The 23,549-nt window shown below is 70.7% G+C and carries 22 protein-coding genes; 13 read left to right on the top strand and 9 right to left on the bottom strand.

The genetic code is table 11. The features are described from left to right. Positions 1-14: 14 nt before the first annotated feature. Both ABSY19_RS10120 and ABSY19_RS10115 read right to left on the bottom strand, forming a co-directional pair. Complete coding sequence (locus ABSY19_RS10120) at positions 15-809, bottom strand: enoyl-CoA hydratase/isomerase family protein (protein ID WP_382162110.1); 795 nt, start codon at positions 807-809, stop codon at positions 15-17. A gap of 24 nt (positions 810-833) precedes the next feature. Beyond that, positions 834-1,778, bottom strand: a complete 945-nt coding sequence (locus tag ABSY19_RS10115; protein ID WP_382163758.1) for a tripartite tricarboxylate transporter substrate binding protein — start codon at positions 1,776-1,778, stop codon at positions 834-836. Positions 1,779-1,920: 142 nt separating this feature from the next. On the opposite strand from ABSY19_RS10115, the gene ABSY19_RS10110 reads away from it, so the two are divergent. Beyond that, positions 1,921-2,721 carry an IclR family transcriptional regulator gene (locus ABSY19_RS10110; protein ID WP_382162107.1) on the top strand — a complete coding sequence of 267 codons (801 nt, stop codon included), beginning with the start codon at positions 1,921-1,923 and terminating at the stop codon, positions 2,719-2,721. On the opposite strand, the gene ABSY19_RS10105 is transcribed toward ABSY19_RS10110, so the two are convergent. From ABSY19_RS10105 to ABSY19_RS10090, 4 genes are all read right to left on the bottom strand, one after another. Then, positions 2,609-3,880 (bottom strand): PepSY-associated TM helix domain-containing protein, encoded by a 1,272-nt coding sequence (locus ABSY19_RS10105; RefSeq protein ID WP_382162103.1) that lies wholly within the window; start codon positions 3,878-3,880, stop codon positions 2,609-2,611. The genes ABSY19_RS10110 and ABSY19_RS10105 overlap by 113 nt on opposite strands. Positions 3,881-3,899: 19 nt before the next feature. Further along, positions 3,900-6,317 carry a TonB-dependent siderophore receptor gene (locus ABSY19_RS10100; protein WP_382162101.1) on the bottom strand — a complete coding sequence of 806 codons (2,418 nt, stop codon included), beginning with the start codon at positions 6,315-6,317 and terminating at the stop codon, positions 3,900-3,902. A gap of 203 nt (positions 6,318-6,520) precedes the next feature. Further along, a complete protein-coding gene (locus tag ABSY19_RS10095) occupies positions 6,521-7,540 on the bottom strand; it encodes a FecR domain-containing protein (protein WP_382162098.1) in 1,020 nt (339 codons plus the stop codon). Next, positions 7,537-8,046, bottom strand: coding sequence for a sigma-70 family RNA polymerase sigma factor (locus ABSY19_RS10090; protein WP_382162095.1), 510 nt, complete (start codon positions 8,044-8,046; stop codon positions 7,537-7,539). The genes ABSY19_RS10095 and ABSY19_RS10090 overlap by 4 nt, the downstream gene beginning before the upstream one ends. Positions 8,047-8,261: 215 nt before the next feature. Between ABSY19_RS10090 and ABSY19_RS10085 the strand changes: the two genes are divergently transcribed. From ABSY19_RS10085 to ABSY19_RS10055, 7 genes are all read left to right on the top strand, one after another. After that, positions 8,262-8,774 (top strand): sigma-70 family RNA polymerase sigma factor, encoded by a 513-nt coding sequence (locus ABSY19_RS10085; RefSeq protein WP_382162092.1) that lies wholly within the window; start codon positions 8,262-8,264, stop codon positions 8,772-8,774. A 6-nt stretch (positions 8,775-8,780) separates the two neighbouring features. Beyond that, positions 8,781-9,734: a FecR domain-containing protein gene (locus tag ABSY19_RS10080; protein ID WP_382162089.1), complete on the top strand. Its 954-nt coding sequence runs from the start codon at positions 8,781-8,783 to the stop codon at positions 9,732-9,734. A 93-nt stretch (positions 9,735-9,827) separates the two neighbouring features. After that, entirely contained in the window at positions 9,828-12,281 is a 2,454-nt protein-coding gene (locus ABSY19_RS10075; protein ID WP_382162086.1) for a TonB-dependent receptor domain-containing protein, read from the top strand. Then, complete coding sequence (locus ABSY19_RS10070) at positions 12,281-12,544, top strand: DUF3649 domain-containing protein (RefSeq protein WP_382162083.1); 264 nt, start codon at positions 12,281-12,283, stop codon at positions 12,542-12,544. The genes ABSY19_RS10075 and ABSY19_RS10070 overlap by 1 nt, the downstream gene beginning before the upstream one ends. Beyond that, positions 12,541-14,085, top strand: coding sequence for a PepSY-associated TM helix domain-containing protein (locus tag ABSY19_RS10065; protein ID WP_382162081.1), 1,545 nt, complete (start codon positions 12,541-12,543; stop codon positions 14,083-14,085). Before ABSY19_RS10070 ends, ABSY19_RS10065 begins: the two co-directional genes overlap by 4 nt. Next, positions 14,085-14,339 carry a DUF3325 domain-containing protein gene (locus tag ABSY19_RS10060; RefSeq protein WP_382163756.1) on the top strand — a complete coding sequence of 85 codons (255 nt, stop codon included), beginning with the start codon at positions 14,085-14,087 and terminating at the stop codon, positions 14,337-14,339. Before ABSY19_RS10065 ends, ABSY19_RS10060 begins: the two co-directional genes overlap by 1 nt. A 145-nt stretch (positions 14,340-14,484) precedes the next feature. Beyond that, positions 14,485-14,943 carry a hypothetical protein gene (locus tag ABSY19_RS10055; RefSeq protein ID WP_382162078.1) on the top strand — a complete coding sequence of 153 codons (459 nt, stop codon included), beginning with the start codon at positions 14,485-14,487 and terminating at the stop codon, positions 14,941-14,943. A gap of 15 nt (positions 14,944-14,958) precedes the next feature. On the opposite strand, the gene ABSY19_RS10050 is transcribed toward ABSY19_RS10055, so the two are convergent. Both ABSY19_RS10050 and ABSY19_RS10045 read right to left on the bottom strand, forming a co-directional pair. After that, positions 14,959-16,017, bottom strand: a complete 1,059-nt coding sequence (locus ABSY19_RS10050) for a zinc-binding alcohol dehydrogenase family protein (protein ID WP_382162075.1) — start codon at positions 16,015-16,017, stop codon at positions 14,959-14,961. Positions 16,018-16,019: 2 nt separating this feature from the next. Next, a complete protein-coding gene (locus ABSY19_RS10045; RefSeq protein ID WP_382162072.1) occupies positions 16,020-16,994 on the bottom strand; it encodes a Bug family tripartite tricarboxylate transporter substrate binding protein in 975 nt (324 codons plus the stop codon). A gap of 213 nt (positions 16,995-17,207) precedes the next feature. Between ABSY19_RS10045 and ABSY19_RS10040 the strand changes: the two genes are divergently transcribed. Beyond that, entirely contained in the window at positions 17,208-18,287 is a 1,080-nt protein-coding gene (locus ABSY19_RS10040; RefSeq protein ID WP_382162069.1) for a porin, read from the top strand. Positions 18,288-18,294: 7 nt separating this feature from the next. Beyond that, entirely contained in the window at positions 18,295-19,254 is a 960-nt protein-coding gene (locus tag ABSY19_RS10035) for a fumarylacetoacetate hydrolase family protein (protein WP_382162066.1), read from the top strand. Positions 19,255-19,264: 10 nt separating this feature from the next. Here the strand turns inward: ABSY19_RS10035 and ABSY19_RS10030 are convergent, their stop codons facing one another. Beyond that, on the bottom strand, positions 19,265-20,209 hold the full coding sequence (locus ABSY19_RS10030) for a LysR family transcriptional regulator (RefSeq protein WP_382162063.1): 945 nt from the start codon (positions 20,207-20,209) through the stop codon (positions 19,265-19,267). A 141-nt stretch (positions 20,210-20,350) separates the two neighbouring features. Between ABSY19_RS10030 and ABSY19_RS10025 the strand changes: the two genes are divergently transcribed. Genes ABSY19_RS10025 through ABSY19_RS10015 form a run of 3 tightly spaced genes read left to right on the top strand, consistent with a single transcriptional unit; the run spans position 20,351 to position 23,548 of the window. Then, a complete protein-coding gene (locus ABSY19_RS10025; RefSeq protein WP_382162060.1) occupies positions 20,351-21,385 on the top strand; it encodes a CDP-6-deoxy-delta-3,4-glucoseen reductase in 1,035 nt (344 codons plus the stop codon). Positions 21,386-21,413: 28 nt separating this feature from the next. After that, positions 21,414-21,923 carry a VOC family protein gene (locus tag ABSY19_RS10020; RefSeq protein ID WP_382162057.1) on the top strand — a complete coding sequence of 170 codons (510 nt, stop codon included), beginning with the start codon at positions 21,414-21,416 and terminating at the stop codon, positions 21,921-21,923. Further along, positions 21,920-23,548 (top strand): CocE/NonD family hydrolase, encoded by a 1,629-nt coding sequence (locus tag ABSY19_RS10015; protein ID WP_382162054.1) that lies wholly within the window; start codon positions 21,920-21,922, stop codon positions 23,546-23,548. Before ABSY19_RS10020 ends, ABSY19_RS10015 begins: the two co-directional genes overlap by 4 nt. Position 23,549: the final 1 nt, after the last annotated feature.

The raw sequence follows: 23,549 nt of genomic DNA, 5'->3' as shown, positions 1-23,549 counted from the left end.
GGGGTTCACGGCGTTCATTCCTTGGGCGCGGCCTTGTTCAGGAAGGCCATCACCGATTCGCGGTGTTCGGTGCTGGTGTAGCAGATGCCCTGGGCCTGGCTGCCCTGGGCAAAGACCTGCTGCGCGGGCAGCTCGAAGGTCTGGTTCAGGATGGTCTTGCTCAGCGCGAGCGCGGTGGCCGAGCCCTGGCTCAGCTCGCGCGCCCAGGCCTGGGCGTCGGTCAGCAGCCGGTCCGCCGTGGTCTTGCGGTCCACGATGCCGATCGAGAGTGCCTCGTCGGCATCGACCTTGCGGCCGGTGAAGATCAGCTGCTTCGCGGTGGACAGGCCCACGCGGCGCGGCAGGAAGTACATGCCACCGCCGTCGGGCACGATGCCGCGGTGGATGTACGACCAGGTGAAGCTGGCCCACTCGCTGGCGATGACGAAGTCGCAGGCCAGCGCCGTGTCGGCGCCCAGGCCGGAGGCCGCACCGTTCACGGCGGCGATCACCGGCTTGGGCATCGTGTGCAGCAGCGACTGCGTGTGGTGCACGCGCTGCTGGCGGTGCCAGCCGTTGAAGCCCACCTCGCCCGCCGGGGCGTTCATGCGCTTTTCCATGCCGGCCACGTCGCCGCCTGCGCAGAAGCCCTTGCCGGCGCCGGTGAGCACCAGCGCGCGGATGGCCTTGTCGGCCGCGACCTGCTCCAGGGCCTCGATGAATTCGGCGCGCATGGCGTCGCTCATGGCGTTGCGTTTCTCGGGCCGGTTCAGCGTGAGCGTGGCGATGCCGGTGTCAACCTGCAGATCGATCAGGGGAGGCGTGGACATGGTGGGTTCCAGAGAGAGGGGAGGTCAGTTCGAGGTGATGTTGTTTTCTTTGACGATCTTGCGCCAGCGCGCTTCTTCGGCGCGCACGTAGGTCTCCAGTTCGGCCGGCGCGCCGGCGCTGATCACCAGGCCTTCCTGCTCGACCTTCTTGCGGAACTCGTCGGTGGCCACGGCCTTCTTGGCGGCGGCGTTGAGTTTGGCGATCACGTCGGCCGGCGTACCAGCGGGCGCGTACAGGCCGTACCAGCTCTCCATCACGTAGCCGGGGATGGTCTCGGCGATGGCGGGCACGTTCTTGAGCACGGCCGAGCGCTCGGCGCCGGTCACGCCGAGCGCGCGCAGCTTGCCGCTTTCCAGGCCCGAAGACACGGCGGTGGCGGTGCCGAAGATCATGTCCACCTGGCCGCCCATGAGGTCGGTGAGTGCCGGGCCTGCGCCGCGGTAGGGGATGTGCTTCATCTGCACCTTGGCGAGGTTGTCGAACATCTCGCCGGCCAGGTGCGCCGAGGTGCCGTTGCCCTGCGAGGCGTAGTTGAGCTTGCCCGGGTTGGCGCGGGCCGCGTCCAGCACGTCCTTGACGGACTTGTACGGGCTCTCCGCGCGCACCACCAGCACGTTGGGGCCCTTGCCGATCAGGACCACGGGCGCGAAGGCCTTGTCGTTGTCGTAGGGCAGCTTGGGCATCAGGCTGGGGTTGACCGCGTGCGCGAAGGTGGAGATCACCAGCGTGTAGCCGTCGGCCGGGCTCTTGGCCACGAGGTCGGTGCCGATGATCGTGCCCGCGCCGGGCTTGTTCTCGATCACCACCGTCTGGCCCAGCTCCCGGGACATGCCCAGCCCGAGGGTGCGCGCGATCAGGTCGGTGCCGCCGCCAGGCGCGAAGGGCACGACCAGGCGGATCGGCTTGTCGGGGAACTGGGCGAGGGCGGCGGTGGCGGCGAGCGCCGCCGAGACGAAGAGAAGGCTCATCCGCGCGGTGGCGGTGCGACGGGAAAAGGGCATGGTTGTCTCCGGTAAGGCCATGGGAAAACGGTGTTTTTCTCAGGGAAGCATGCTACGGTCGATGCTTCCCGGCCGCACCCCTCCAATTCCAATCAGTGGAATCACGAACATGAAGACCAGCCCCATTCCGAACCCCTCCGAGGACAGCTTCGGCAGCTCGCCCACCAACCGTTCGCTGGAGCGCGGCATCCTGATCCTGCGGGCGTTCCGCCCCGGCTCCAGCTGGCTGGGCAACGGCGATCTGGCGGAGCGCACCGGCCTGTCGCCGTCCACCATCAGCCGGCTCACCCAGACCCTGGTGGGCGCGGGCCTGCTGCAGCACGACCGCCAGCGCCGCGCCTACCGCCTGGCGCCGCCGGTGCTGAGCTTCGCGCATGCCATGCGGGCCGGCTCACAGGTGCTCGCGGTGGCCGCGCCGCGCATGCGGGCGCTGGCCGAAAGCCAGCGCGTCAACGTGGGCCTGGCCGCACCCGACAACGACGAGATGGTCTACCTCGAATCCATTCGCTACAACCGCCGTGTGGCCCTGCGCAACGTGGTCTCGGGGCAGCGGGTGCCGATGGAGCTCACCTCGCTGGGCCGGGCCTACCTGTCCACCGTGTCGGCCGGCCGGCGCAAGGCGCTGTTCGGCGTGTTCCAGCGGCGCTGCGGCAGCCACTGGCCCGAGGTGCAGGCCGACATCCTGGCGGCCATCCGGCAGGTGCAGGAGCAGGGCTTCTGCGCGGCGTCCTGGCAGCCCGAGGTGGTGGCGATGGCCATGCCGCTGAGCACCGTGGAGGGCGTGCACGTGCTCAACCTCAGCGTCTCCACCGAGGAACCGCTGGCGCGCGTGGTGCGCGAGCTCTCGGGCTCGCTCCGGGCGCTGGCGGCCGAACTGCAGGGCGCGCTGGCGCGGGAGACCGGGCCTTAGCGCGGACCCGCCCGCGCCGCTTGTGGGCCCAGATCACCACGCCCGTCGCGCTGAGCACCACCACGGCCAGGCCGGTGGCGGCGACGAACAGGCGCCAGGGCAGGCCGCCCACATGGGCCATGTGCAGCGCGCCCAGCCAGTTGCTGACGGTGTTGCCGGCCTCGCCGCCGGTGGGCAGCCACTGGCCGCGCCAGGCGCCGGTGTCGGCATCGATCATCACGGCGGTGTTGCCCGTGCGCTCGCGCAGGTCCACGCTGCTGTGCACCATGTAGATGTAGAGGCCGCGCGCGCGGTTGAGCAGCAGGCGCTCTTCGGCGTGGATGGTGAAGCCGTGCGTCTGCGCCATGGCCTGCATCGCCTGCCGCGCGGCCTGGTGCGCCTGGCGCCAGTCGAGCCCGGGCGTCTGCAGGGGGGTGGGCCGCGCCGGCACCGATTCCCACGAGTCGTCGAACGGCAGGGCCAGTTCCATGACCGGCCGGTACACCGGGTCGCGCAGGTTGAACATCACGCTGGACCAGGCGAACAGCAGCAGCACCAGCCACAGCCACAGCCCACCCGCGCGGTGCAGGTCGTGGTTGGCGCGCTGCCAGCCCGAGGACCATTTGATGCGCCAGGCCAGTTTCCACTTTGGCAGCGCCGGCCGGGCCTTCGGCCAGGTCAGCCATGCGCCGACGAAACAGTCCAGCGTCCACACCAGCGAGACCACGCCCAGCAGCAGCGTGCCCCACGGGCCCGGCAGGGCCAGCGAGTGGTGCAGCTTGAACAGGAAGGGCATGAGCTGCGCGGGCGCCAGGCCGATGGCCTCGGTCTGCCGGTGGCCCTGCACGCGGCCGTCGTGGGGGTGGACGAAGATCTCGTCGTAGCCCAGCCCGGCACCGGCGGCCCGCAGCGCGACGGTGCGCCCGGGCTCGACGCGGAACTGCAGGCCGTCGACGCGCGCGCCCGGCGGCAGGGCCTGTTCGGCCCGCTCCCGCAGCGTGAAGGGATCGAGCGGCGCCCCCGTGCCCGCCGGCGCCGCGAGTTGCAGCTCGGGTGCCAGCCAGGTGTCGAGCTCGTCCCGGAAGACCAGCGCGGTGCCGCTCAGGCTGCACAGCACCAGGAACGCGGCCATGGCCAGGCCGGCCCAGCGGTGCGCCTTGACGAAGATCTGCCGGTTCATGCCGGAGCCGCGGCGTGGCTCAGAACCGGTAGCGCGCGCTCAGGGTGAAGCTGCGTTCCGAGCCGGGGTAGTAACCGCCGTAGGCGCGCGAGGCCACGTAGGTCTTGTCGAACAGGTTCGCCACGTTCAGGGCGTAGCGCCAGCGGCCGTGGTCGTAGCGCAGCGCGGCATCGACGAGCGTGAACGGGTCGGTGGAGCGCGTGTTGAGCGCGTCGTCGTAGCGGCGGCCCACGTGACGCACGCCCGCACCGACGCTGAAGCCCTGCAGGGCGCCCGCGAGCGCGTAGTCGAAGCCGACCGACGCCAGCTGGCGCGGCACCTGGATGGGGGTCTTGCCCAGGTCGGCGCCGAGGCTTCGGGAGACCTTCACGTCGTTGTAGGTGTAGGCGGCATACAGGTCGAGCCCGCGCGCCAGGCGCGCCTTGGCTTCCAGCTCCAGCCCGCGCGAGCGGATCTGGCCGGTCTGCAGGTAGTCGTCGGTCGCGGGGTCGTAGGTCTCGACGTTGCTCTTGGTCAGGTCGAACAGCGCGGCGGTGAACAGGTGCTCGCTTTTCTCGGGCTGGTATTTGACGCCCACTTCCCACTGCTGGCCGCGCGTGGGCTTGTAGGGGGCGCCGGCCGAGGTCTTGAGGCTCTGCGGCACGAAGGACTCGGCGTAGCTGAGGTAAGGCGCCAGGCCGTTGGGCGCGAGGTAGGTCAGGCCCGCGCGGCCGCTGAAGGCCCGATCGCGCTGGCGGTCCGCCAGGTTGTTGCGGCGGTTGAAGGTGCGCGTGGTGACCTCGTCGCTGCGCCCGCCCAGGGTGAAGACCCAGCGCTGGTCGAACTTGATCTGGTCCTGCAGGTACAGCCCGAGCAGGCGGGAGTCGATGGTGCGGCTGATCATCAGCTGGTCGGCCGGCGGCATGGCCACGCCGTAGACCGGCGCGTCCAGGTTCAGCGGCGGCGTGCTGCCCGGCGCGGCGTGGAACTCGCGGTAGTCGGAATGCGCGTCGCTCCAGTCCACGCCGGCCAGCACGGTGTGCGTGACCCGGCCCTGGCCGAAGCGGGCCTGCAGGTTCGTGTCCACCGCGTTCTGGCGCAGGCGGTCGTCGCCATAGCGCGCGCTGCGCGCCAGCAGATTGCCCACGGGCGCGCCGAGCTGGTTGATGAAGTGGTTCTCCACCGTGGAGTGCGCGAGGCGCACGTTCTGCCGCAGCGTCCAGGTGTCGTTGAGGCGGTGCTCCAGCTGGTAGCCGATCTTCTGCTGGTCCTGGTCGTAGCGCAGGTGGTCCGGGTCGCCGCGCAGCAGGCCGGTATTCTGGTTGTTGCGCACCACGTAGATCGAGAAGCCCTTGCTGACGTTGCTCAGCGATTCCGCGAGCACGGTGAGCGTGGTGTCGGCATTCGGTTTCCAGGTCAGGGACGGCGCGACGTAGAGCCGCTCGTTGTTCGCGCGCGGGCCGTTGGCGAAGCGAAGCTGGTTGTCGCTGTCCAGGGCCAGGCCGACCAGGCGGTACTGCAGCGAGCCGTCGTCGTTGAGCGCGCCGCCCACGTCGGCCGAGACCTGTTTCCGGCCGTAGCTGCCGGTCTGCACCGCCACCTCGCGCGGCGCGTTCGCATCGGGCCGCTTGCTGATGCGGTGGATCGTGCCGCCGGCCTCGACCTGGCCGTAGCTCACCGAGGCCGGGCCGCGCAGCACCTCGATGCGCTCCAGGCCGTAGGTCTCGGTCTGGAAGGCGATCCAGTTGCTCTGCGTCAGGCGCAGGCCGTCCACCAGCGTGCTGGTGGCGTTGGAGTCGAAGCCCCGCATCAGGGCCCATTCGGTGCCCCGGGTTTCCACGCCGTAGCTGTCCACCAGCACACCGGGCACGTAGCGCAGCGCCTCCATCACGCTCTGGGCGCCGCGCGCATCGAGTTCTTCGCGGCCGATCACCGAGACCGACTGCGGCACCTCGATCAGGGGGGTGTCGGTCTTGGTGCCTGTGGCGCTGCGGCGGGCCACGAAGCCGTTCACCGGCCCGTCGGCGTGTTCGCGCTCCGACGCCGCCGTCACGGTCACCGTGGGCAGCACGGCGCCGGCCTCGTCCGCAGCGGCGGGCCGGGCCGGTGGCGCGGCGCGCAGCACGTAGGCCCCGTTGTCCAGCGCGACCGCCTGCAGGCCCGTGCCCGCCAGCAGCGCGGCCAGCGCGGCCTGCGGGGTGTAGGCGCCCTCGATGCCCTGGGTCGATCGGCCCTCGGTCTGCGTGGGCGTGAAGCTCAGCAGCAGGTTGGCCGCGCTGGCCAGGCTGCGCAGCGCGGGCGCCAGCGGGCCGGCGCCAATGCTGAAGCGCTGGCGCTCGCCCTGGGCCGCTGGCGCGGTGGCCGCCTGCGCCAGCGCGGCGCCAGGCAGCGTGGCGGCGCACAGCGCCAACCCGCACAGGGCCGACGACACCGCATGGGCCAGGGGCCGCGGCTTCATCTGAGGGAGGGGGCTGGTGCTGCTGCGCTGTCCTGTTCCGCGCTCGTCGATTGGCATGGTGTTCCCGCAAGTTGGATGTTGAAAAAGGAGGTCCTTCCTGGGTAGGTGCCGCGAGACGGGCGATCGGGCAGGCCAAAACGGAAAAAAGGCAAAAAAAATCCTGCAGGCCTTGCAGGATGGCGATGCCACGGCGGGCCGGGCGGCTAAGGCGCGGCCTCGACCGTCACCCAGTAGCGGGTGCGCAGGCGCACCTGCACCGGCAGCACGTTGGGCAGCGTGGAGAGGATGCGGTCCGTGTCGTGCAGCGGGAACACGCCGGAGAAACGCAAATCGGCCACGGCCGGATCGCATTGCACGAAGCCCCGGCGGTAGCGGCCCAGCTCGGCCATGAAGTCGCCCAGGCGCACACCGTCGGCCACGATCTGGCCGCGGGTCCAGGCCGCGTCCTGCTCCGCCAAGGCCGAGGCCGCTTCCCAGCTGCCGCGCGTGAACGAGGTGCGCTCGCCCGCCCGCAGCACCGTGGGCCGGGTGGTGGCATCGAGGGGGGTGATCTCGACGGCGCTCTCCAGCACCGCGACGCTGGTGCGGCCCTTCCACTGGCGCACGGTGAAGCGCGTGCCCAGGGCGCGGATGCTGCCTTCGGCGGTGTCGACGATGAAAGGCCGTGCATCGGGCGCGGTGAGCACCATCACCTCGCCGGCCACCAGCCGCAGGCGCCGCTGCCGCGCGTCGAAACGCAGGTCGACGGCGCTGCCGGTGTTGAGCGTGATGCGGGTGCCGTCGGCCAGGGTCAGATCGCGCTGTTCGCCGGTGCCGGTGCGGTGTTGCGCCAGCGCCTGTTGCCCCATCGGCGTGCGCAAGGCGAGCAGGCCGGCCGTGCCCGCCAGCCCGCCCCACAGCAGCAGGTTGAGAGCCTGGCGGCGACCGGGCGACGCGGGAGCGGCCTTGGCGTAGGGCGAGAGGGCCTGGTAGGCCGCGCCGGGCACCATGTGCTTGAAACGGCCGGTGACGGCTTCGATGTGCGTCCACGCGCGCTCGTGGTCGGGGTGGGCCGAGCGCCACCGCTGCCAGCGGTGCCGATCGTCCTCGCTCGCCTCGCCCGACATCAGCAGGGTGAGCCACGCGGCGGCTTCGTCGGCCGTGGCCTCGCTCAGGGGCAGGCCACCGGCCATGGGGCGGCCATCGAGGGAGCCGGGCGCGGGCAGGGCGGCCATCCGGGTCATGCGGTGAGCGCGAACAGGCACTGCCGGTTCGCGCGCATCAGGTACTGCTTGACCGAACTGCCCGACACACCCAGTCGCTCGGCGATGTCGGCGTAGCTCAGGTCTTCCAGGTGCGCCAGCAGGAACGCCTCTTTCACCGCCGGCGGCAGGCCGTCCAGCGCCGCGTCCACCTGCCGCAGCGCTTCGAGCGCCAGGCATTGGGTCTCCGGCGAAGGCGCCAGCGCCTCTGGCAAGGCGGCCAGCATGTCCAGGTACTCGGTCTCGAGCAACTGCCGGCGGTGGCGGTGCGCCATCAACCGGCGGGCGATGGTGGCCAGAAAGGGGCGGGGTTCGTGGATGCCGTCCGCGTTGCCCGCCTTGAGCACGCTGACGAAGGTGTCCTGCGCCAGGTCGGCGGCCACGAAGGAGTCGCCCAGCTTGCGGCGCAACCAACCCTGGAGCCAGCCGTGGTGGTCCACATACAGGGTTTCAACGGTGCGATGAAGCGTGTGCTCGGGGCCGGCCACGGTGCGGTTTCCTGTGCGCTGGAACCCGGCGGCAAAGGCGGGTCCAAGATCAAATGAGAATTGTTCTCAATGTAGCAGAGTGGCGGATCGCCCTGGCGCCGGCGGGCGGCCAAATATTTCAAGCCCCATCCAGCGCGGCATTTCTTGCTGCTATATTAATAATAATTCTCATTCAACTAACGAAGCCGCCTGCTGGCAGGTGGCAGGAAAGCACCGTGGCCACCCCCGAGATCGCGCTTGAGCAGCAACAGCTCACCACCCTGTATGTGGACCACCACGGCTGGCTCCAGGGTTGGTTGCGCCGCAAGCTGGGCGACTCCTTCGTGGCCGCCGACCTGGCGCACGACACCTTCGTGCGCCTCATGGTGTCGAGCTGGCGGGCGGGCAAGCTCGGCGAGCAGCCTCGCGCGCTGCTGACCCACATCGCCAAGGGCCTGGTGGTGGACCACTGGCGCCGCCAGGACGTGGAGCGCGCCTACCTGCAGGCCCTGGCCCAGCTGCCCGAGCCCGAAACCCCTTCGCCCGAGACGCGGCTGCTGATCCTGGAAGCGCTGTGCCGCATCGACGCCCTGCTGCGCAGCCTGCCGCCGCGCACGCGCGATATCTTCCTGCTCGCCCAGCTCGATGGCCTGACCTATGGCCAGATCGCGGCGCAGCTCGGCACCTCGCTGATCACCGTCAAACGGCACATGCGCGTGGCCTTCGCGGGCTGCCTCGCGCTGGCCTGACCCGCCATGGCCGTGTCCGCGACCGACATCGATCCGGCGATCCTGAACGAGGCCGCCGGCTGGATGGTGCTGCTGCAGGCCGGCGAGGCCGGCGAACGCGAACTGGCCGAGCTGGGGCGCTGGCGCGAGCGCAGCCCCGCGCACGAAGCCGCCTGGCGGCGCGCCGAAAGCATGCTCGAGACCTTTCGCCGGGTGCCGCCCCGGCTGGGCCGCGACACCCTGTCGCGCCTGGGCCGCCCGGGCCGCCGGCACCTGCTGGGCCTGCTGGCCCTGGCCGCGCCCGTGGCCTGGTTGAGCTGGCGCGAGGCGCCCTGGCAGGAATGGACCGCCGATCTGCGCACCGGCGTCGGCGAGCGGCGCTCGATCGACCTCGCCGACGGCACCCGCCTGGTGCTCAACACCGCCAGTGCCGTGAACCTGGCCTTCGGCGCCGAGAGCCGCCGCCTGACGCTGCTGGCCGGCGAGATCCTGGTCACCACCGGCCGCGACCCCTCGCCCACGCCGCGGCCCTTCACCGTGCGCACCGCGCAGGGCAGCGTGCGCGCGCTGGGCACGCGCTTCATGGTGCGCCACCTGGGCGACGCCACCCGCGTGGCCGTGTTCGACGGCGCGGTCGAGGTGCGCCCCGCCGAGTCCGACCAGGCGGTCCTGCTGCGCGCGGGCGAGCAGATGCGGTTCACGGCCCACGCCATGCAGCCGGTGCAAGCCGTGGAAGCCACCGCCGCGCTCTGGGAAAAAGGCATGCTGCTGGCGCGCGACATGCCGCTGGCTGAACTGGTCGCCGAGCTCGCGCGCCACCACCGCGGTGTGCTGCGCTGCGACCCGGCCGTCGCCGCCTTGCCCGTCTCCGGCGCTTTCGCGCTCGGCGACGTGCCGGCCAGCCTGGCCTTGCTGGAGCAGACCCTGCCCTTGCGCGTCGCCCGCGCCACGCCGTACTGGATCCGGGTGCAGGCCCGCTGATACCTTTTTCGGGCTCGTCCGGTGTACCGGTTGAAAGGCGCGTCGCTCACGCGCTCCCCTCCGCGTCCGCACACCCGATGAAAGGTTCACCGCATGGTCTTCCCTCCCACCCGCCGCCCCGATGGGGGCGCATCCCCGGTCTTCGAGTTCAGGGCGCTGAGCCTGGCCATCGGCTGCGCGCTGATGGGGTTGGCCAGCATGGCAGCCCTGGTGCCCGCCCCGGCGCGGGCCGCCGAAGCGATGGCGGCGCAGCGCTACGCGCTGGCGCCCGGCAAGCTCAGCGACGTGCTGGCCCAGTTCGCGGCCACGGCCGGCGTGCCGCTGTCCTTCGACCCGCGCCAGCTCGCCGGCCTGAACAGCCCGGGGCTGCAGGGCCAGTACACCCCGCGCGAGGGCTTCTCGCGCCTGCTGGCGGGCAGCGGGTTCGAGCTGGTCGAGGCGGCCGGTGGCTATTCCCTGCGCCGCGCGCCCGCGCCCGCCACGGCGCCCGAATCGCCCGACGCCCAGGCACCCACCGAAGCGACCGAGCTGCCCCTGGTGACCGTGACCGCCAAGCTCTACGGCGCGCGCGAAACCCAGACCCTGGACACCTCCAGCGCGTCCGTCGGCATCGTCACCGCCGAGGACATCGAGGAAGGCCAGATCCGCAACCTGCAGGACTCCCTGCGGCGCCTGGGCAACGTCGAGGACGCCGCCTTCCTCAACTCCGGCTTCGTCATCCGGGGCATGAGCACCGAAGGCTTCGTGCCTTCCGGCGCGCCCATGGGCTCGATCTACATCGATGGCGTGCTGCAGGCCCGCTACAGCTCGCGCTTCGGGGCCCGCAACCTCTGGGACGCGCAGCAGGTCGAGGTCTACCGCGGCCCGCAGTCCACGCTCAGCGGCCGCGCGGCCACGGCCGGTGCCGTCTACATCAAGACCAAGGACCCGGTCTTCGACAAGGAGGCCGAGCTCTCGGCCACGCTGGGCAACCACCGCCAGACCGGCACGGCCTTCGTGCTCAACACGCCGCTGGTGGACAACACCGCGGCGCTGCGGCTGTCGGGCGCCTTCGAGCGCGGGCGCACGACGGTGGCCTATCCCGGCTACCAGGCGTTCGCGGGTTACGACGATCTGCGCACCGAGATCAGCCAGAACCTGCGCGCCAAGCTGCTGCTGCAGCCCTCGGGCAGCACGCGCGCCATGCTCAGCTACGCGTACTCCAACGACCGCCCGAACGAGCGCCTGATCGGCGTCGGCCCGGGTTTCGACCTCGACGACGAGCGCGGCGACTGGTACGCCATCCCCACCTACGCCGAGTTCCGCCAGACCAAGGTGCACAACGGTGGCATGGAGATCACGCATGAACTGTCGCCCGAGCTGCGGCTGACCTCGCAGACCGGCCTGCACAAGGGCATCACCCGCCGCCGCTCGGTGGACCAGGGCACACCGGGCCTGCTCGACGGCATCGACGGCAAGGTCAACGACACCCTGCTCACGCAGGAAGTGCGGCTGAATTACGAGCGGGACCGCTGGAAATGGGTGGGCGGCGTGTTCGCCAGCCACCAGAACTACGACTCCCGCTTCGGCGCGATCGCCGTGCCCTTCCTGCAACTCGGCGAAACCTTCAACCGCAAGACCACCAACCTGGCCCTCTTCGGCGAAGCCACGCACGAGTTCGTGCCCACCTGGAGCGTGACCGTGGGCGGCCGCTGGGACTACCTGCGCGAGAAGACGGTGCAACGCAACGCGGAGTCCTACCCCTTTGGCGCGGTGCCCAACCAGTACGAGAACCGGGCCGACTTCAGCGAGACCAACTTCGTGCCCAAGCTCGGCCTGGCCAAACAGCTCGCGCCGGGGCACCTGCTGGGCGCCACATACTCCGAGGGCTTTCGCACCGGCGGCTTCTACGTCAACTACAACACCGGCCGGGCCGCGTACTACGGGCCGGAGACCGCGCAGAACCACGAGCTCTATTACAAGGGCCGCTTCCTCGACGAGCGGCTCACGCTCAACGCCAACCTGTTCTTCACCACCTACAAGGACCAGCAGATCGAGATCCGGCCCGACCCGAACAACCAGTCCTACCGCGAGACCTCGAACGCCGCTTCCTCGCGGGCCTGGGGCTTCGAGATCGAACCGGCCTTCCAGGTCAACCGGCGCTTCTCGGTGTTCGCCTCGCTGGGCTACCTGCACACCCGGTTCAAGGAATTCAACCACGCCAGCTACGGCGACCTGTCGGGCCAGCCCTTCCCCGAAGCCCCCAAGTGGACCCTGGGCTTCGGCGGGCGCTACCAGCTGCGCAACGGCTTCTTCGTCGGCGGCGACGCCAAGTACATGGCGGGTTACGTGGGCCGCTTCGGCATCGCGCCCCAGGACCCGATCGACTCGCGCTTCATCGCCAACGCGCACGTCGGTTACCGGCACGACAACTGGGAACTCAGCCTGTTCGCCGAGAACCTGTTCGACGAGCGCTACAACACTTTCATCGACCGCGATGCCACCCCCATCTACGCGCAGATGGGTCCGCGCCGCAGCGTCGGCGTGAACCTGCGCGTGAAGTTCTGATGAACCAGATCCCGGCGCGCGCGCTCGCCGGCGTGGCGGGTGGCTACGTGCTGGCCCAGTGGCTGCCCCTGGCGCTGATGGAGGCGCTGCCCCTGGACCGCGTGGACACCGTGGCGCTGGCCCTGCTGATGAGTTTCGCGGTGTACGTGGCGGCCATCCTCTGGTGCTTCGCCGCGCGCAGCGCCTGGCGCGCCTGCGCCGGCCTCGCGCTGGTGGGCCTGCCTTGCGGTGCGCTGCTGCTGGCGCTGGGGCGCTGGCCATGACGGGTGGCTTCCGCCAGAGCACGTCCTGGGTGCACACCTGGGCGGGCCTGCTGCTCGGCTCGCTGCTGTACTTCATCTTCCTCACCGGCACGGCCGGCTATTTCGACAGCGAGATCGACCGCTGGATGCGCCCGGAGCTGCCACCGCCACCCGCCACGGTCGACAGCGCGCGGGCCGCCGACGCGGCGCTGCGCTACCTGAACGCGCACGAGGCCGGTGCCGAGCGCTGGGCCATCCAGCTGCCCGGCCACCGCGACACGCCGCACCTGGTGGCCTCGTGGCCGCACGACGGCCACATGGAAGAGCAGGCGCTGGATGCCGACAGCGGCGAGCCCCTGGCCACGCCGCGCGAGACCGGCGGCGGGCAGCTGCTCTACCGCATGCACTGGCGGCTGCACTACCTGCCCGCGGGCGCGGCGCTGTGGCTGGTGGGCGCGGCCACGGTGTTCCTGCTGGTGTCCCTTGTCTCGGGCGTGGTCGCGCACAAGCGCTTCTTCGCCGACTTCTTCACCTTCCGCGCGGGCAAGGGGCAGCGCTCCTGGCTCGATGCCCACAACGTGCTGGGCGTGATGACCTTGCCCTTCCAATTCATGATCACCTACTCGGGGCTGATCTTCTTCGCCGTGACCTTGATGCCCTGGGTGGTGTCGGCCCACTACGGCGCCGGCCCGGCGGGGCAAGGCCAGTTCCTCGCCGAGTTCAGCGCCTGGCAGGCCCCGGCCGCGCCCTCCGGCACGCCCGCGCCCCTGGCCCCGGTGGCGCCCATGCTGGCGCAGGCCGAGCAGCGCTGGGGCCGGGGCAGCGTGCAGGCCGTGGAGGTGCTGCACCCCGGCGATGCCAGCGCGCGCGTGCAGATCGCACCGGTGCTCACCGGCCCGCTGCGCAACGTGGAGGTGATGGTGTTCGACGGCGCCAGCGGCGCCCTGCTGGAGACCCGGGCGCCCAGCCGCCGTGGCACGCTGACCGTGGCCGAAGGCCTGCTGGGCCTGCACGAGGGCCTGTTCGCCGGGCCCGTGCTGCGCTGGCTCTACGCGCTGTCGGGCCTGCTCGGCACCGCCATGGTGGCCACGGGGCTGGTGTTGTGGACGGTGAAGCGGCGCCAGAAACTGGAGCGCGACCAGGGCCGGCCGCACCGTGGGCTGCGCCTGGTGGAGCGGCTGAACGTGGCCACCGTGTTCGGCCTGCCCGTGGCCATCGGCGCCTACTTCTGGGCCAACCGCCTGCTGCCGATCGACCTGGCCGACCGCGCCGGCTGGGAGGCGCACGCCCTCTTCATCGCCTGGGGCGCCACGCTGCTGCACGCCTGCCTGCGCCCACCACCACGCGCCTGGGTGGAGCAGGGCGCGCTCGCCGCCGGGGCGCTGGGCCTGTTGCCGGTGTTGAACGCGCTCACCGGCGGACAGCACCTCGGTGCGTCCTGGGCGCGGGGCGACTGGGCGATGGCGGGATTCGATCTCACCGCGCTGGCGCTGGGGAGCGCCTTCGCGTGGATCGCCTGGCGCCTGCATCGGCGGGCGCGGCGAACGGAGGCCGGCGCGTGATGCCGCTGCTCGCGCTGGCGCTGGCCTGCGTCGGCTTCGCCGGCCTGGCGCTGGCCATGGACCGCCACCACCAGCGGCTGTGGAAGCGCCCCGCCTCGCGCGCCGCGCGCTGGCTGGGGCGGGCGGTGGGCCTGCTCGGCCTGGGGGCGGCGCTGGCCGTGTGCCTGCTGGGCGCCGGTGGCGCCGTGGGGCCGGTGCTGTGGCTGGGCCTGCTCTCGGTCGCGGGCGTGGTCGTCGTCCTGGCGCTCGCTTGAGGGTGGCGCGCGGTGGTGTCCGCGCCGCACCCATCGCGGTGCGGAATTCACGCTTTCCAGGGCTTTCTGTGCTTCCCGGCCAGTGTGCGCCCCGTGCCGGAGCCAGGGTCTGCAGAATGAAGGCAGTTGAACTTCTCTGCTGTCCATGCCCGTCATTCCGTTTCCGTTGAGCAACCCCCGGCACAGCGCGCCGACCGAACTTCCCCCGGACCCACCCGTGCGCCTGCGGCCCGACGAGGTGGAGGCCCTGACCCAGCTGGACTTCTACCACCGCGCCCGGTCCCATGAGGACAACGGCACGCTGCTCATCGAGGCCGAGGACGAGGCCCAGCTGGTGCGTTACCTGGAGTTCCACGGCCTGCGCCTGCCCCGCGCGGTGGCGGCCAAGCAGGTGCTCGAGCTGTGCAACGACCTGCGCTGGTCTTACGGCGAGGCGGTGCGCTGCGCGGCGCGCGGCGACACCGACATCGCCACGCACTTCCCCGGCCTCAGCGCCGAGAAGCTGGACTACGTGCGCGCGATCGCCAGCCAGGAAAGACACAGGGCGAGGGACCTCGCGAGAAAGCTCTTCGCCAGCCGGGGCGGCGAGGTGTTCCTGTACTGAAGGAAGGCCGAAGGCTCAGGCCCAGGGGTCGAGCACGATGCGGCCGCTTAGATCGCCCGTTTCCAGCCGTTGCTGCGCGGCCCGCACCTCGGACAGCGGCAGCACCGCGTGAATGGCCGGGTGGATGCGGTCCTGCGCCAGCAGCTCCAGCACCGCGCGCTGGTCGTTCAGCGTGGAGGCGCGCGCGCCGCGGATGTTGAGCTCCAGCCGCACGCAGTCCGCCGCCGTGATCGGCAAGGGCGCCGACGAACCTTCGCCCGCCACCGCGACCAGGGTGCCGCCCGGGCGCAGCACGTCGACGCAAAGACGCACCATGGCCGGGTCGCCGCTGTAGTCCACCGCGCCGTCCACGCCCAGCGGGCTTGCGGCCGCGCGGATGTCGGCGCAAGCCTCGGGCGAAGGCAGCAGCACCACCTTGTGGGCGCCGCAGGCGTGAAGGAAATCCACCTTGGCCGGCGAGCGGGTCACCGCGACCACGCGCACGCCCATGAGCCGGGCCAGGTCCAGCGTGGCCGACCCCATGCCGCCGGAGCCGCCCACCACGAACACCGTGTCGCCCGCGCTCGCCTGCAGGCGGTCCTTGAGGATGCGGTGCGCGGTGGCGTAGGACCACATCGCGGCCGCGGCCCGTTCAGGCGCCACGCCGTCGGGCAAGGGCAGCCAGTAGGACTCGGGCCGCGCCACGAACTGCGCGTTGCCGCCGAACATGGTGTGGCCCGGGTAGTCGATGTCAGTCGACAGATTGCCCAGGCCGCGGATGGTCAGCGGCGATTGCGGGTTCGCTGGGTGCACCAGGCCCACCACGCGATCGCCCGGCCGGAAGGCCTTGACGCGTTCCCCCACCGCCTCGACCACGCCCACCGCATCGCGGCCTGGCTGCATCGGCAGCGGGAAGGGCTTGCGGCCCGGCAGGCTGAATTGCGTGCCACCCTGGCGGTACTTGATGTCCCAGCGCGACACGGTGGTGGCCAACACGCGCACCCGCACGTCCAGCGGCCCCACCTCGGGCAGGGGCTGATCGCCGTACTGCAAGACCTCCACACCCCCATGGGCCGCGAGGCGAACCGCTTTCATCGTCATTCGCTGGCCTTGATCTTCAGCGTCTTGATGACCTGGCCCCAATGGTCCTGCTGCTGCTTCATCTCCAGCGCGAAGGCCTCGGGTGGGAGCGGCCGGGGCTCGGCGCCGATGGCGCGCAGCTGCTGCACCACGTCCGGCAGGGCCAGCACCTTCTGCAGCGCCGCCGCCGTCTTGTTCACCACCTCTTTGGAGGTCTGCGCCGGCGCGAACAGGCCCCACCAGCCGCGCATCTCCATTTCCGGAAAGCCCGCCTCGCGCGCGGTGGGCACGTCGGGCAGCAAGGGGTTGCGCTCCGCGCCGGTGGTGACCAGCGGGCGCAGCTTGCCGGCCCTGATCAGCGCGAGGTAGGACGAGGTGTCGGCGATCGACATGTCGATGTGGCGCGCCAGCGTGTCCTGCATCACCTGGGCGCCACCCTTGTAGGGCACGCGCGTCATCTGGAGCTGGCGCGTGTGCACCAGCTGTTCACCGGCGATCTGCACCATGAGGATGGCCGTGCCGTAGGACACCTGGCCCGGCCGCTCCTTCACGTAGGCCACGAACTCGCCCAGGGTCCTGGCGGGCACGGCGGGGTGCACCACCACCACGGCGGTGCTCTCGCTGATCTTGCCGATGGGGCTGAAGTCTTTCACCGGGTCGTAGCTGATGTTGCTGTAGGCGAAGGGGTTCATCACCATGGTCGACATGTGCGCCATCAACAAGGTGTTGCCGTCGGCCGGCGCCTTGGCCGCCTGGCTGGCGCCGATCATCATGTCGCCGCCCGGCCGGTTCTCCACCACGATGGGATGGCCCAGCAGATCGCGCAAGGGCGTGGCGAGGATGCGCGCGATGTTGTCGCCGCCCGAGCCGGGCGGCAGCGGCACCAGCAGCCGGATGGGGCGGCCCGCGTCCTGCGCGAACGCCAGGCCGGTGGTGGTGGTGAGTGAGGTCGCGGCCATCGCCGCGACAAGGCTTCTTCTGCTCAGGCGCATGGGTCTGTCTCCTGTGTTTGTGTTGGGCTGTCCGCATGCTAGGCCGGCTGCTCGCGCGCTTCAAACGAAGATTGGTGATGCGCCCCATCCGTTTTGAAAATGTCCCACCGACATTTCGCAAACGCATGCGCCGCATCACGAGCTTTCATTGGTTTTCCGGAAGTCGAATACCTAGCATCCCGCTGCCCGTATTCAACAACCAGGAGACACCTTTTGAACACCACGAAAAGCGGCATCGCCGTCGCGGCGGCGCTGGCCCTCACGGGCCTGCCCGCCAAGGCACAGAGCAACACCGGCCCCACGCTGTACGGCACCGTCGACGGCGGCTTCTACGCCAGGCAGCTCGCGGGCGAGACACGCGTCTCGCGCGTGGACGGCGGCATGATGACCACCTCGCGCTGGGGCATCCGCGGCTCCGAAGACCTGGGCGGTGGGCTCACCGCGCTGTTCGACCTCGGCGGCCACTTCCGCCTGGACACCGGCGAGGTCGGCCGCCACCCGGGCGACAACGCCGCCGGCCGCTTCTTCTCGCGCTACAGCTTCGTCGGTGTGCGCGGCGCCTTCGGGCAGTTCCGCGCGGGCCGCATTCCCACCGGCAGTTTCGTCAACACGCTGAGCTTCACGCCCTTTGGCGACTCCACCACGCTGGGCCCGTTCATGCTGCACACCTTCGTCGGCTCGCAGCCCATGCTGGCCTCGCACGGCATCAGCGACGGCAGCTGGAACAACTCCCTGGTCTACAACACGCCCACGCTGGGCAACTTCTCCGGCTCGCTGCAGGTCGCACCGGGCGAAGCCGCGCCGGAAGGGCGCCGTTTCGATGGCACGGCGAACTACCGCTCGGGTCCCTTCGCGGCGGCGCTGAGCGTCAGCAGGATCCGCGCGGCGGCGTACAACGTGCCGCGGTCGCGCACCGACCCGGCGGGCGCGCCCTACGTGATCGAAGCCGAGTCGAGCACGCTCGGCAGCGTGTCCTACGACTTCCAGGTGGTCAAGCTGTTCGGCCAGTGGGCCAAGGCCACGCTGCGCCCGCGCGGCCAGGCCGAGATCGATCTGGACACCGTCGGTGTGCACGCGGCCGTGCCCTTCGGCGCCGGGCGCTTCATCGCCTCGTGGGCCCGCACCGAACGTACGCAGGCCGGCACCACCGAGCGCGATCGCACCACGCTGGCCGCGGGTTACCTGCACAGCCTGTCCAAACGCACCGATGTGTACGCCGTGGTGATGAACGACCGGGCCACCGGCCTGCGTTCCGGCACCGGTTACGCCCTCGGCATGCGCCACCACTTCTGAGATCCCCATGAAACTCGTGACCATCGATTCCGTGCGCGGCGGCGAGCCCGGCGCCCTGTTGCCTTCGGGCGAGGTGCTGGCGCTGCGGCGCGCGGCCCAGGCCGACAGCCTGGAGGCCTGGCTGCCCGAGAGCCTGCGCGAGCTGCTGGCCGGCGGGCCCGCCGCGCTGGCCCTGGTGCGCGGCCTCGTGGACCGTGTGCAGGCCGACCCCGGCCTGCAGGACCGCCTGCGCCAGCGCGGGGCGCTGATGCCACCGGGCACCCGCCTGCTCGCGCCCGTGCCCAACCCCGGCCTGGTGGTGGCCGCGGGCCTGGCCTACAAGTCGCACCTGGCCGAAATGGCCGGCACGCCCGCGCCCCGGCAGCCCACCGGCTTCCTCAAGGTGGCGACCTCCATCGTCGGGCCGGAACACGCGGTGGCGCTGCCCGCCGACGCGCCCGCGCACGTGGACTACGAGGGCGAACTCGCCGTGGTCTTCGGCCGGCGCTGCCACCGCGTGAACGCGGACCAGGCGATGGCCTGCGTCGCCGGCTACACCGTGGCCAACGACATCTCCGCGCGCGACTGGGTGCGCGATGTCTGGGGCGCGACGCAGCCCTGGGAGGCGCGCCAGACCTGGGAGGTCAACATCATGGGCAAGCAGTTCGAGGGCTTCACGCCGCTGGGGCCGGTGCTGCTCACGGCAGACGAAGTGCCCGACGTGGGGCGCCTGCACATCACCACCCACCTCAACAGCGCGCTCATGCAGTCCTCGCCCGTGAGCGACCTGATCTTCAGCCTGCCCGAGACCATCGCGCACTTCTCGCGCTGGTACTGCTTCAACGCCGGCGATGTGCTGCTGACGGGCACACCGGCCGGCGTGGGGGCCGGGCGCAAGCCCCCGGTGTTCATGAAGGCGGGCGACGTGATCGAGGTCGCCATCTCCGGCATCGGCACGCTGCGCAACACCCTGGTGGCGGCGCGCTGACGAAGGCGCTTCAGCCGGGTTCGCCCGGCGATGCCGCCGTCTCCCCGTCGTGCAGCGTGGCCAGCGTGAGTTCGCGCAGCCAGATGTTGCCGCCATCGGCGTGCGCGCGGTCGTGCCACTGCTGCCGCACCGAAAACGGCGGCACCTCGAACGGCAGCTGCGCCGAGCGCAGCTGGTCGCGCGAGTCCATCATGGCCTGGCCGAGCCGGCACGGCACGGTGAGCACCAGGCGCGATTCGCTCAACAAGGCCGACAGGCCCAGGGAGTGCGCGGCCGTCAGCACCACCTTGCGCCGCGCCAGCAGGTCGGCCGCCATCAGCGTGGACTGCAGGGCCGCGTCGCTGGCGCCGCTGGGCCGGTAGGCCAGGTGTTCGGCGCCGAAGTACTCGTCGAAGCTCATGCGCTCGGAGCGGATGTGGTGGTCCACGTGCATGAGCGCGAAGAAGGTCTCGTCGAACAGGTGCTGCGCATGGAAGCCCGCGCCCATGGGCGCCCAGCTGCCGATCGCCAGGTCGACGCCGCCGTCCGCCATCAGGTGGCGCGTTTCTTCCGGCGAGGTGCCGATGATCTCGAACTGCACATGCGGCGCCTGCGCGCGCGCCGCCGACATCAGGCGCGGCAGCACCACCAGCTGCCCCACGTCGTTCATGGCGATGCGGAACAGGCGGTCGCTGGTGGCGGGATCGAAACGCCGCACCTGGTCCAGCGCCTGGTTGAACTTGGCCAGGCCTTCTTCGACCAGGCCGATGAGCTGCTTGGCCATGGGCGTGGGCACCATGCCCTTGGGCGTGCGCACGAACAGCGGGTCGTCGAAGCGCTCGCGCAGGCGCTTGAGCGCGTTGCTCACGGCCGACTGCGTCATGCAGACCTTTTCACCGGCGACGGTCACGCTGCCGGTGACATAGATGGCCTGAAAGACAAGGAACAGGTTCAGGTCGACGGTGTTGATGTTCATGGGTGGGGGCAGTGTAGGCAGGCTGGCGCGCGCGTCCATTGGGGAAAGCCACGAAGGTCACGGCGGCCATTTCGCAGCGACATGGCGCCCATCACGACTATTTGTTGGACGGCCTCGCGGCGCGCTGCCAAAGTCTCGCGCATGAGCTTCACCATCACGCTGCACCCGGCCGACCAATCCTTTGCCTGTGCTCCCGGCACCGACATCCTGCGCGCCGGCCTGGCCAGCGGCGTGGCCATGCGCTACAGCTGCCGCTCGGGCGTGTGCCGCACCTGCCGGGGCCGCCTGGTGTCGGGCCAGGTGGACTTCGGCGACGTGCACCCGCACTACCTGTCCGACGAAGAAAAGGCGCAGGGCCATGTGCACCTGTGCTGCGCGCGCCCGCTGACGGACTGCAGCTTCGAGATCGAACCCTTCGACCCCCACCTGGTGCCGGCGCGCACGCTGCCGGTGCGGGTGCTGCGCATGGAGCGGCTCGCGCCCGATGTGATGCGCCTGCTGCTGGGCACGCCACCGAACGAGCCGTTGAACTGGCGCGCTGGCCAGTACCTCGAGATCGTGCTCGGCGACGGACTGCGGCGCTGCTACTCCATGGCCAGCGCACCGCGCGCCGGTGGCCGGCGGCAGATCGAGCTGCACATCCGCCACATGCCCGGCGGCCGCTTCACCGACCACGTGTTCGGCCAGTTGCGCGAACGCGATCTGCTGCGCGTGGAGGCGCCCCAGGGCAGCTTCTTTCTCGATGCGCAGAGCGACAAACCGGTGGTCATGCTCGCCTCGGGCACCGGCTTCGCGCCCATCCAGGCCATGGTGGAAGACAGCCTGGCCCAGGGCCTGCGCCGGCCCATCGACGTGTACTGGGGCGGCCGCCGGCGGATCGACCTCTACCTCGACGCGCAGGCGCGCCAGTGGGCCGCCGAGCACCCCCACATCCGCTACGTGCCGGTGCTCAGCGAAGCGGGCGACGACCCTGCCTGGGCCGGTCGCACCGGCTTCGTGCACCGCGCCGTGCTGCAGGACCACCCCGACCTGTCGCGGCACCAGGTGTATGCCTGCGGCGCACCGCCCATGGTGGACGCGGCCCGCCGCGACTTCGGCGAGGCCGGCCTGCCGGCCAACCAGTTCTTCGCCGATGCCTTCATCTCCGAGGCCGACCGCCGGCCGGCCCCGCACTGACCTTCAACCGAGAGAGAGACCCATCGCCATGATCGCTGGATTCGTCCCCGACAACTGCCGCGTCGAACCGCCCGCGCGCCACTCCGTGCTCAAGCCTTTGTGCCTGAGCCATGGCACGCTGGAGTGCTTCAACCTCGCGGCCTCGCGCCGCTTCTACGAAGAGTTCCTGGGGCTCGAATGCGCGCGCCACGCCAAGCCCGCGATGTCGATCCGCCTGGGCATGCGCTTCCATGTGGTGTGCGTGGAGGTGGGCGACCAGATCCACCCCTGCAACGTGCTCAACCACTGGGGGCTGGACGTCGCCTCGCGCGACGAGGTGGACCACGCGCACGCGCTGGCGCTGCGGTTCAAGGACACCTACGGCATCCGCCAGGTGCTGCCCATCCAGGACATGCACGGCGTGTACTCGTTCTACTTCGAAGACCTCGACCACAACTGGTGGGAGATCCAGTACTACGAGAATGGCTTCGTGCACGACGACTACTTCGATTTCGGCGACCGCTTCGACATGACCCCCTCTGAGGAAACCCGCGCATGACCACCGTGAACGTCACCCCGTTCGAGATCCAGTTCCGCACCCGCGACGGCCTGCTGCTGCGCGCCGACGTCTACCTGCCGCCCGGCGGGCAGGGCGCCTTCCCCACGCTGCTGGCCGCTTCGCCGTACCAGAAGTCCCTGCGCCGCCTGCCCCCCATGGGCGTGTTCCCCTTCATCGAATACGGCCCCATCCAGCTGTACCTGGACCACGGTTACGCCTACGTCATCCTGGACCTGCCGGGCTCGGGCGTGTCCGAAGGCATCTGGGACCCGTGGTCCAGGGCCGAAGGCGAGGCCACGCACGACGCGATCGAACACATCGCCACCCAGCCCTGGTCCAGTGGCCGCATCGGCATGATCGGCCAGTCCTACTACGCCATGAGCCAGTGGAACGCCGCGCGCACGCGCCCGCCGCACCTCACCACCATCGTGCCGTACGACGGCTCGTGCGACCCCTACCGCGACTTCCTGTACCACGGGGGTGTGCCCATCCAGGGCTTCCTGGGTTCCTGGTTGATCGGTTCGGTGCTGCTGCAGCACACCGCCGAAGGGCACGACGTGCGCGGGGGCGCGCGCCACGAGGTGCTGCCCGACGTGTTGTCGCACACGCTGGACGACGGGTGGCACCGCCGCCGCGCCGCCTTCTGGGAACTCGGGAACATCGACATCCCGGTGTTCTCCATCGGCGTCTGGGGCAAGGCCTCGCTGCACCTGCGCGGCAACGTCAACGGCTTCAACGGTGTGCGCGGCCCGCGCCGCCTGCTCATCACCGAGCCCGACACCTTCCACAAGGCACAGCACTACTTCGCCGAAGAGGCCCTGCACCGCGAGGAGCTGCTGCCCTGGTACGACCACCACCTCAAGGGTGTGGACAACGGCGTCATGGACCAGGCGGCGGTGCGCTATTTCGTCAACGGGCGCGGGCGTTATGCGAGCGCCGACGCCTGGCCCCCGGCCGACGCGGCGCCGCGCGCCTTCTACCTCAGCGGCGCGCGCAGCGGCATGGTGAACTCGCTCAACGACGGCTCGCTGACCGACGCCGCGCCCGCCGAGGCCACCGCCACCACCGCATGGACCTACCCCGATGAACAGTGGGTGGCCGGGGTGACCACCTTCGTCAACGGCGTGCCCGACCACGTGGCCCGCGTCAACACCTTCACCACGGCGCCGTTCGAGAAGGAAAACGAGTTCACCGGCCAGGGCGCCCTGGTGCTGCACGCCTCGTCCGACCAGACCGACTTCGACGTCTTCGTCAAACTGAGCCTGCTGCCCGCGCCGGGCCGCCCCGGGCCCGCGCGCAAGATGAGCCAGGGCTGGCTGCGCGCCTCGCACCGGCGCGAGGACCCGGCGCTGACGCAGGAGCTGCGCCCCTTCCACACCCACGACCGGGTCGAGCCCGTGGCGCCGGGCCAGGTGGTGGAGCTGCGCATCGAACTCATGCCCATGGGCTTCGTCGTGCAGCCCGGCGAGCGCCTGCGGCTGGAGATCACGAACAACGACTCCACGATGATCGACCAGCCGATGACGCACTGGTATGGGCAGAAGGTCGGCACCGACACCTACCACCACGACCGGCTGCACCCGTCGCGGCTGCTGCTGCCGCAACGGGCGGCCAGCAGCCCCTGAT

It is taken from the genome of Hydrogenophaga sp. ANAO-22, assembly GCF_042466645.1.
Lineage (GTDB): Bacteria > Pseudomonadota > Gammaproteobacteria > Burkholderiales > Burkholderiaceae_C > Hydrogenophaga.
Note: the sequence above shows the minus strand (reverse complement) of the source record. Positions and strands in the feature narration are given on the sequence as shown.

What these genes read in the sequence shown, in the direction of transcription:
- ABSY19_RS10065 (WP_382162081.1), top strand. Translation starts at nt 12,541, where the DNA reads ATGACGGGTGGCTTCCGCCAGAGCACGTCCTGGGTGCACACCTGGGCG.
- ABSY19_RS10055 (WP_382162078.1), top strand. Translation starts at nt 14,485, where the DNA reads ATGCCCGTCATTCCGTTTCCGTTGAGCAACCCCCGGCACAGCGCGCCG.
- ABSY19_RS10050 (WP_382162075.1), bottom strand. Translation starts at nt 16,017, where the DNA reads ATGAAAGCGGTTCGCCTCGCGGCCCATGGGGGTGTGGAGGTCTTGCAG.
- ABSY19_RS10030 (WP_382162063.1), bottom strand. Translation starts at nt 20,209, where the DNA reads ATGAACATCAACACCGTCGACCTGAACCTGTTCCTTGTCTTTCAGGCC.
- ABSY19_RS10080 (WP_382162089.1), top strand. Translation starts at nt 8,781, where the DNA reads ATGGCCGTGTCCGCGACCGACATCGATCCGGCGATCCTGAACGAGGCC.
- ABSY19_RS10070 (WP_382162083.1), top strand. Translation starts at nt 12,281, where the DNA reads ATGAACCAGATCCCGGCGCGCGCGCTCGCCGGCGTGGCGGGTGGCTAC.
- ABSY19_RS10015 (WP_382162054.1), top strand. Translation starts at nt 21,920, where the DNA reads ATGACCACCGTGAACGTCACCCCGTTCGAGATCCAGTTCCGCACCCGC.
- ABSY19_RS10115 (WP_382163758.1), bottom strand. Translation starts at nt 1,778, where the DNA reads ATGAGCCTTCTCTTCGTCTCGGCGGCGCTCGCCGCCACCGCCGCCCTC.
- ABSY19_RS10105 (WP_382162103.1), bottom strand. Translation starts at nt 3,880, where the DNA reads ATGAACCGGCAGATCTTCGTCAAGGCGCACCGCTGGGCCGGCCTGGCC.
- ABSY19_RS10110 (WP_382162107.1), top strand. Translation starts at nt 1,921, where the DNA reads ATGAAGACCAGCCCCATTCCGAACCCCTCCGAGGACAGCTTCGGCAGC.
- ABSY19_RS10035 (WP_382162066.1), top strand. Translation starts at nt 18,295, where the DNA reads ATGAAACTCGTGACCATCGATTCCGTGCGCGGCGGCGAGCCCGGCGCC.
- ABSY19_RS10100 (WP_382162101.1), bottom strand. Translation starts at nt 6,317, where the DNA reads ATGAAGCCGCGGCCCCTGGCCCATGCGGTGTCGTCGGCCCTGTGCGGG.
- ABSY19_RS10020 (WP_382162057.1), top strand. Translation starts at nt 21,414, where the DNA reads ATGATCGCTGGATTCGTCCCCGACAACTGCCGCGTCGAACCGCCCGCG.
- ABSY19_RS10095 (WP_382162098.1), bottom strand. Translation starts at nt 7,540, where the DNA reads ATGACCCGGATGGCCGCCCTGCCCGCGCCCGGCTCCCTCGATGGCCGC.
- ABSY19_RS10060 (WP_382163756.1), top strand. Translation starts at nt 14,085, where the DNA reads ATGCCGCTGCTCGCGCTGGCGCTGGCCTGCGTCGGCTTCGCCGGCCTG.
- ABSY19_RS10120 (WP_382162110.1), bottom strand. Translation starts at nt 809, where the DNA reads ATGTCCACGCCTCCCCTGATCGATCTGCAGGTTGACACCGGCATCGCC.
- ABSY19_RS10075 (WP_382162086.1), top strand. Translation starts at nt 9,828, where the DNA reads ATGGTCTTCCCTCCCACCCGCCGCCCCGATGGGGGCGCATCCCCGGTC.
- ABSY19_RS10025 (WP_382162060.1), top strand. Translation starts at nt 20,351, where the DNA reads ATGAGCTTCACCATCACGCTGCACCCGGCCGACCAATCCTTTGCCTGT.
- ABSY19_RS10045 (WP_382162072.1), bottom strand. Translation starts at nt 16,994, where the DNA reads ATGCGCCTGAGCAGAAGAAGCCTTGTCGCGGCGATGGCCGCGACCTCA.